Annotated in this window: 5 protein-coding genes; 4 read left to right on the forward strand and 1 reads right to left on the reverse strand. The window is 50.7% G+C overall.

The window, feature by feature from the left end:
* Positions 1-20 precede the first annotated feature (20 nt).
* The 4 genes from ACO0LE_RS17335 to ACO0LE_RS17350 all read left to right on the forward strand — a co-directional run bounded on the left by ACO0LE_RS17335 (position 21) and on the right by ACO0LE_RS17350 (position 6424).
* Positions 21-1355, forward strand: coding sequence for a hypothetical protein (locus ACO0LE_RS17335; RefSeq protein WP_422961597.1), 1335 nt, complete (start codon positions 21-23; stop codon positions 1353-1355).
* The gene (locus ACO0LE_RS17340; protein ID WP_422961598.1) at positions 1352-2110 is read left to right on the forward strand and encodes a hypothetical protein; all 759 of its coding nucleotides are present in this window, start codon (positions 1352-1354) and stop codon (positions 2108-2110) included. The genes ACO0LE_RS17335 and ACO0LE_RS17340 overlap by 4 nt, the downstream gene beginning before the upstream one ends.
* Before the next feature lie 5 nt (positions 2111-2115).
* Positions 2116-4968, forward strand: coding sequence for an ATP-binding protein (locus ACO0LE_RS17345; protein WP_422961599.1), 2853 nt, complete (start codon positions 2116-2118; stop codon positions 4966-4968).
* Between the two features lie 88 nt (positions 4969-5056).
* Positions 5057-6424 (forward strand): DUF3667 domain-containing protein, encoded by a 1368-nt coding sequence (locus ACO0LE_RS17350; protein WP_422961600.1) that lies wholly within the window; start codon positions 5057-5059, stop codon positions 6422-6424.
* 29 nt (positions 6425-6453) lie between these two features.
* Here the strand turns inward: ACO0LE_RS17350 and ACO0LE_RS17355 are convergent.
* Positions 6454-6646, reverse strand: a 193-nt coding sequence (locus ACO0LE_RS17355) for a hypothetical protein (protein WP_422961601.1), incomplete at its 5' end; no start/stop codon positions are given.

Below are 6646 nucleotides of genomic sequence, written 5' to 3' on the forward strand. Positions count from 1 at the left end.
GCAAGCGGGTAAAATGCCGCATGCAAAATTTCTCCAACGAACCATCCAAAGCACCTGAGCTCGGCCATGAGGATGACGACGCCCTACAGTCGTTTTTCCGCCCTGGCATCAGCCCTGACGATGTTGCACCGATATTCCCGTTAAAACGCGCGCAGCCGCTGCTACAAGCCTTTACTGCGCTGTTCCATGGCGGCTTTAACAATGTCATGCTGCGCTTGCTGGTCCTGCGCGAGCTGGCTGCCGACGTCGATACGCCGTCGTTGTCACGTGCGGATATCAATGCCAAGCTGGGCTATATTGATCCGGATCGCTTGGAAACCATCCTGATGCGCTTGCGCTCGCACAACCTGCTGGCATGGGATGCAGGTCAATCGGTGTATCGCATCACGCCAACGGCGCGTAATGTGCTGGCAGCGCTCTCCTCCTTATTGCAGGCTGAGCATCAGGCAGAGCAACAAGGCGATGAAGCAGAAATGAGCTATATGCTCACGCAGGTCGCCGGGGCGCAAGCCGTTGGTGGCGTATCGGTAGAACAGTTGCACCATCTGCTCGGTCGTCTGATCGAACTGACTGAAGAATTTTCCGACGCAATTGCATCCGGCTCCGAGTTCCAGCTACGTACCGCCCAACAAAAATGGCACACCGCATGCGACTGGGTAGAAAAGGGCTCGCAGATCATTCATGCGATCACTAATGATAGCCGTGCTGATTCCGCAACCCACAGAGCGGCACAAGCGATTGGTCGTGCCCAAAGCGCGCTGCTAAATATGCAAGGCATGTTTTCGCGTGCGCTGAATCAGATCGAACGTCAGCGCGTCCACCTCGGACAATCTGGCTTATCTACTACCGATATCAAAACCTGGCTGCTGCAATACGCCGATCTGGCATCACTGGCCGATGATGCGCTGGCCTATCCGATGACACCGCTGTTCATCACACCGTCAGAAATGATCGATGTAGCTGAAAGCGAATTACTAACCAATCGTCAATCCGCCGTCGCCAATATTTTACCGACGGGCGAAAACGCACCGGAGATCGCCAATGACGACAGCGATGCTTTACTGGAACTGGATCACTGGTTGGACCGATTGACCAACATCGAGGATATTCAAGCCGGCAAACCAATGCCATTGCAGGAGTTGCTATTACCATCCAGCTTTGCGATTGCCTCGTATCGCGCATCCTTGCTTCCATTGCTGGGAGACGTCAACGAATCCGCCTTGCAAGGTGCAACCGCCGCGCTGGCGCGCTTGCCGCTGGAATTTAATTCGAAAGACAAAATGCAACGCGTGTCTGACCCGCACGTTTCCGCTATCTCGGTCGCCACCCTCACCGCATTGAGTAAAAAAGAATGACAGAAGACGCACAATTCCTGATCGCCCGCCTGCTCGCGCATCAAACCCTGCGCCGTGAAGACAAGCTCGTTAAACGCGCCCTCTCCGACGAATTATTCCGTGCTGATGTCGACGCAAGACTAAAAGCATGCGGCATGAAATTCATCGATAACGTATATGCCGATCACGTCACACTGGCGCTGACTCGTGATAGCGAATCGAAAGTATTCGGCACTAGAGAAACCTGGCAGAACAATAATTTCAGCTTGGCACGCGATGGCGTTGCCTTATTGGTTGTCTTATGGTCGCTGATCATTTTGCCAAAACGCGAGCGTCAAGAAGCGCATCAACTCGCTGAAGAAAACCAGAACGATATGTTCGGCAAAGACAAGCCCATGCCGCGTGCCGAAGATACGTCCATCGGCATTTCTTACCGTGCCCTCCTGGCTGATTTTGGCGAAAAGCTAGGCAAAAAAACCCGTATGGACATGAATCTGGGCCAGCTCGTGCGTTACGGCTTTGTCGAACGCAAAGCAGATCTGATCGTCGAAGGGCCACTGCTCGATCTGATGATGGATACCGATACTCTGAAAGACCGCATCATCAATGGCGCGCTATCGGATATTTTCAAAATCCCTGTACGGACACCGGCCATCATTGCTCCAGCCACCCAAGACCGCGAGGACGTGGTCGGAGATACTGACAGCGACGTCGATAGTAACGCAAGCACAGAGCAAAACAGCACCGATAATAATCCCACTGCAGAAGAAGAATAAGCCACATGTTCCATATCAAATCATTAGAACTGGTCCATTGGGACTACTGGCAACGTATCAAGAACATTCCACTCGACGCCAAGATCATCACGATCGCTGGTCAAAACGGCTCGGGCAAGACGACCTTGCTGGATGCCTTGCGCACCTTGTTTGGCCTCGAATGCTCCATGGGGCGCTCATACAAACATTACGCACGCCATTCAGGACAGCAAACTGCCTGGATTCGCGCAGTCGTCGATAACAGCGCCGTCGGGCCACAAATTTCTAACCGCCCTTTCCGCATGTCCGGTTTGTATGAGGACGAAGTCACGCTGTTCTGCCAGATCCAGAAAAACGGTGGCGACTGGAAGCGTCAGTATCTGATGCGTAGCGGCAAAGTCGAGATAGAAGACATTCAGGAAGCCAACGACTGGCTCGGTGTAGAAACCTACCGCAAACGACTGTCGCACGCTGGCTTGTCAACAGCGATGGGGAAAGTGCTGGCGCTGGAACAAGGTGAAACCGACAAACTCTGTGAATATGCACCGCGTCAATTACTCGATCTGGTATTTCAGGTTTTTGGCGATAAAGAAGTGCTGGACGCCTACGACGATGCCAAACGCCATCAGCGTGATACCGAGACCGAATTACAGCGATTTGAAACCGAACTCGAAGGCGCAAAAACTAACCTCGAAGGCTTGCGCCTGCGTGTGGCGAACTACCATCAGTGGGAAAGCCTGAACAAGGAAAAGCGCGACCTGCAAGAAGAAATTTTGCCAACGCTGCAATACCATGAAGCCTTGCAACATGCCTCGGCAACCAGCCAGAGTCTGCGTAACGGCAAGCGTCAACTGAAAGCACAAGAAGACGGTTTATCCGAGCGCCGTGGCAGCCTGGCCATGCAGGCACAAATGCACAGCGAAGCGCAACAGCATGAGGCTGCATTAGAAGCGGAAGAATCTCAACTGCGCGAAAAACTGCAACATATCAATACCAAGCTCAAGCCACAAGAAAGCTTACTGGAACAAAAAACGCGTCTGCAAAAACTCGCCGCAGAATCAGATGCCGATGTCGCCAACGTTGCCGATGATTTAGAGAAAAAAGAAGCCGAACTCTCACGTCACAAACAGGAGCGCGACACGCTATCTGGACGTATCGCTGCCGAGCTGGAAACCATCGCTGCCCTGCAAGGGAAAGCCGCCCTGCCCGACCCAGAGAACGTCCGTAATATGCGCCGTGCTTTGAATGATGCAGGCATTTCTCACAGCATGTTGCCGGAGATCGTCGAAGTCACCGATCCCAAATGGCAAGGTGCGGTCGAAGGCGTCTTACGCGGTTATACCTCGGTTATTTTGCTGGATAAGGCCAGTGATGCGAGCGCAGCTTATCGCGTCGGTGAGAAGCAACGCTACGGTCATTTCATCGTACCGGACCGTATCCACGCTCCGACTGTCAAAGACAAAAGTCTGCTATCGGTAGTGAACTTTACTGCTGCCGCGCCTGCTTGGCTAATCGAGCAACTACAACGAATCGAGATGGTCGATTCGGTTGAAGTAGGTCTCAGTTTTAATAAATCGCAATCCGAATCAAAATCCAAATCACAAGAATGGATCACGCCCGATGCTTATCATGGCGAACGCCGTGGTGGTCGTTCTCTGTTTGTCGAGGCGTCACGCTATCGTTTTGGCAGTGCAGGTCGTACACAAAGGCTGGAGGCATTGCAACGCTCTTTGCCACGTTTACAATCGCAAGAAGATCAGCTCACGATTACGATCAGCAAACTTGCAGGCGAGATCAGCGCCTACAAAGCGCGTCTGGCTGGCGTTGACGCGGCAAAAGAACTTAGTGCCCGTCATGCCGAATTTGAAGAGGCCAGTCATCACATACAACCCCTCAGACAACAACGGATCGGAGTAGGCAGTCGCCTTGGTGAGATTTCCCCACTGCTGAAATCAGCCACCGAAAAACGTACCGTCGCCCATCTGAAATGGGAGCAGGCAAAGGCAGCGATTGCTGATGCAGAATCACAACTACGCATTGCAGAAAAGCACTTGTCAGACGAGCGACAAGGCCATTTTGCAACACTCACCGGTATGCGTCAGACCTGGCATCAGTTACCGGTTAACTGGAAGCGTGCCAAGCACAGACAAGAGCTGGTTGCCGAACATGAAAACGTCCATCAGATCGAACTGCGCCTACGCAGTCTTGGCAACAATCTGGCACGTGAAGACTGGGAAACCGATTCAACCGTCGTCGATCAATTCGTACGGTTGAACGCTCTGCTACAAGGTCGCCAGGCTGAGACCGATGAGCGCCGCTACCAAAATAACCGGGCCTCAGAAGCAACGGTCAATGCGCGTGCGGCCTACATGGATCGCCTGCGCTTCACCATCAAGACCTATAGTAAAAACATCAAACAGCTCGGCGAGCTCGCAGGCATCGAAGTCCATACTGATCCGGTTAAATTGGAGAATGATGATATCCAGCTGTCGCAAGCGGGTCTGCACGTCCGGTTCAAGTTCGACGGCAAAGGCCCGATCGGCATGAATGACGGCGAAGCGTCCGGTGGTCAGCAAGTCATGAAATCGCTGATCCTGTTAATCGGTTTATTGAAATCCGAAGATGGTTCAGGCGGTTTCGTCTTCATCGACGAACCGTTTGCCCATCTGGACATCCGTAACATTCAGCTGGTCGGTGAATTCCTGAAAAACACCGATGCACAATACCTGATGACCACTCCGTTGACGCATAACACCGACGTCTACGATCCATCAGAACTGACGCTGATTACCAGCAAAAAGAAAAAAGACACTGAATGGGCACAACCGATTTTTGTGCTGCAGCGCCGGGTAGAGAAGTTGAAAGATGTCAGGGCGTAATTTATAGTGAACGTACAATACTAAAAACCTGTTGACTGACTAAATTCACCAACAGGTTTCATATCAATCACAGGCATCCGGGGCAGCAATGGGAATCGAAATTGACGTATCAAGCGATGTGATCACTCAGGCTGCTGTCGTCAGTGAATTTGATCATAGCGGTGGCAATACATCTAGAGATGCGACTGGAGATGCTGCTACACGCGCGTCATCTGGGTCGCATGAACCACATGGTGAACACGGCAACTGCGCCAATTGCGACGCTATTCTGACTGGCGCTTATTGTCACGTGTGCGGCCAGCATGCGCACATCCATCGCTCTCTGCTGCATATGTTTGAAGAGCTGCTGCACGGCTTGTTCCATTTTGAAACCAAGGCATGGCGCACGATTCCCGCATTGATCTACCGTCCCGGAAAATTAACACGGCAATACATTGAAGGTAAGCGCACTTCGTTCGTATCACCGCTGGCCTTATTTCTGTTCATGATTTTTCTGATGTTTTTTGTGTTTTCTTTCACCATGAAAGATCCGGCCAAAAATCTTATGGAGGAAGACACCAAAGAAGAAGTGATCAAGGAACTTGATCAAACCAGGCAAACCCTTGCCCGACAAAAAGAGCAAGAAGCCGCCCTGATCGCAAAACATGAAAGTGTCACCGACATTCAAGAAGAAATCAAAGAGACACAAACAGAAATCCTGGCACTGGAATTAGCAGTGACTAAGGCGACTAGCGATACAAAGAAATCGAAAGAAGAAGTCGAACATCAGCTCCAGGAAGCCAAAACCAAGTTAAGCACACTAGAAGCTGAAAAACGCAAGCTGGGTCCTGATGTACAAAAACGTATCGGTATCAGCAAAGAAATTTCATCAGTAAAAAAAGAAATCCATGCACTAGAGGTCGCATCAGCACAATTATCTGATAAGAAAAGTGACTCTGCCAAAAACAAGTCAGACACAGCAAACAGCTCATCCGTATCGAATTCAAGTGACGGTCTGGCCATCAATATCAGCGATGACAACGCACTCAGTGAAATCCCGGGAATAGGATCGTCTTTAGCCAAAGCGAACGCCAACCGGGAATTAACGTTGTATAAAATGAAGGCAAACTCATCGAAACTCGCTTTCTTATTAATGCCTATTTCACTGCCATTTTTATGGTTGCTATTCGCCTTCCGCCGCCGCTATGTGATGTTTGACCACGCAGTTTTTTCTCTGTATTCACTATCGTTCATGTGTGTGCTACTGATCATCGTGGCGTTACTTAATAAATTTAATTTCACTGGTACCGCAGTGTTTTTACTCATGATTGTTCCACCGGTTCACATGTATCTGCAATTGCGCGATGCTTATCAACTCAGCGGTTTCGGCACACTCTGGCGCACTGCCGCGCTGTTGTTGATCGCAATGATTTCGCTGTTGATTTACGCGATCATTGTGACGGGAATGAGTATTTGAATTTCTAACTTATTGATGGAACTTATCGATCATGTCTGTTTCGATCGAGGTTCCTCATTAGAGGCAATAGGCTTAAGCACATCCTGCACCACCGTTCCCTGCTGCAATACCACCACACGCTGTGCCATACCGATAGTCTCTGGGCGGTGCGCCACGATGATACGAGTTAACTGAATTCTTTGAATCGCTGAATTGACCGCTTGCTCGTTCCATATATCCAGA

The sequence above is a fragment of the Undibacterium sp. Xuan67W genome (genome assembly GCF_049340165.1).
In the GTDB taxonomy this organism is placed as follows: domain Bacteria; phylum Pseudomonadota; class Gammaproteobacteria; order Burkholderiales; family Burkholderiaceae_D; genus Undibacterium.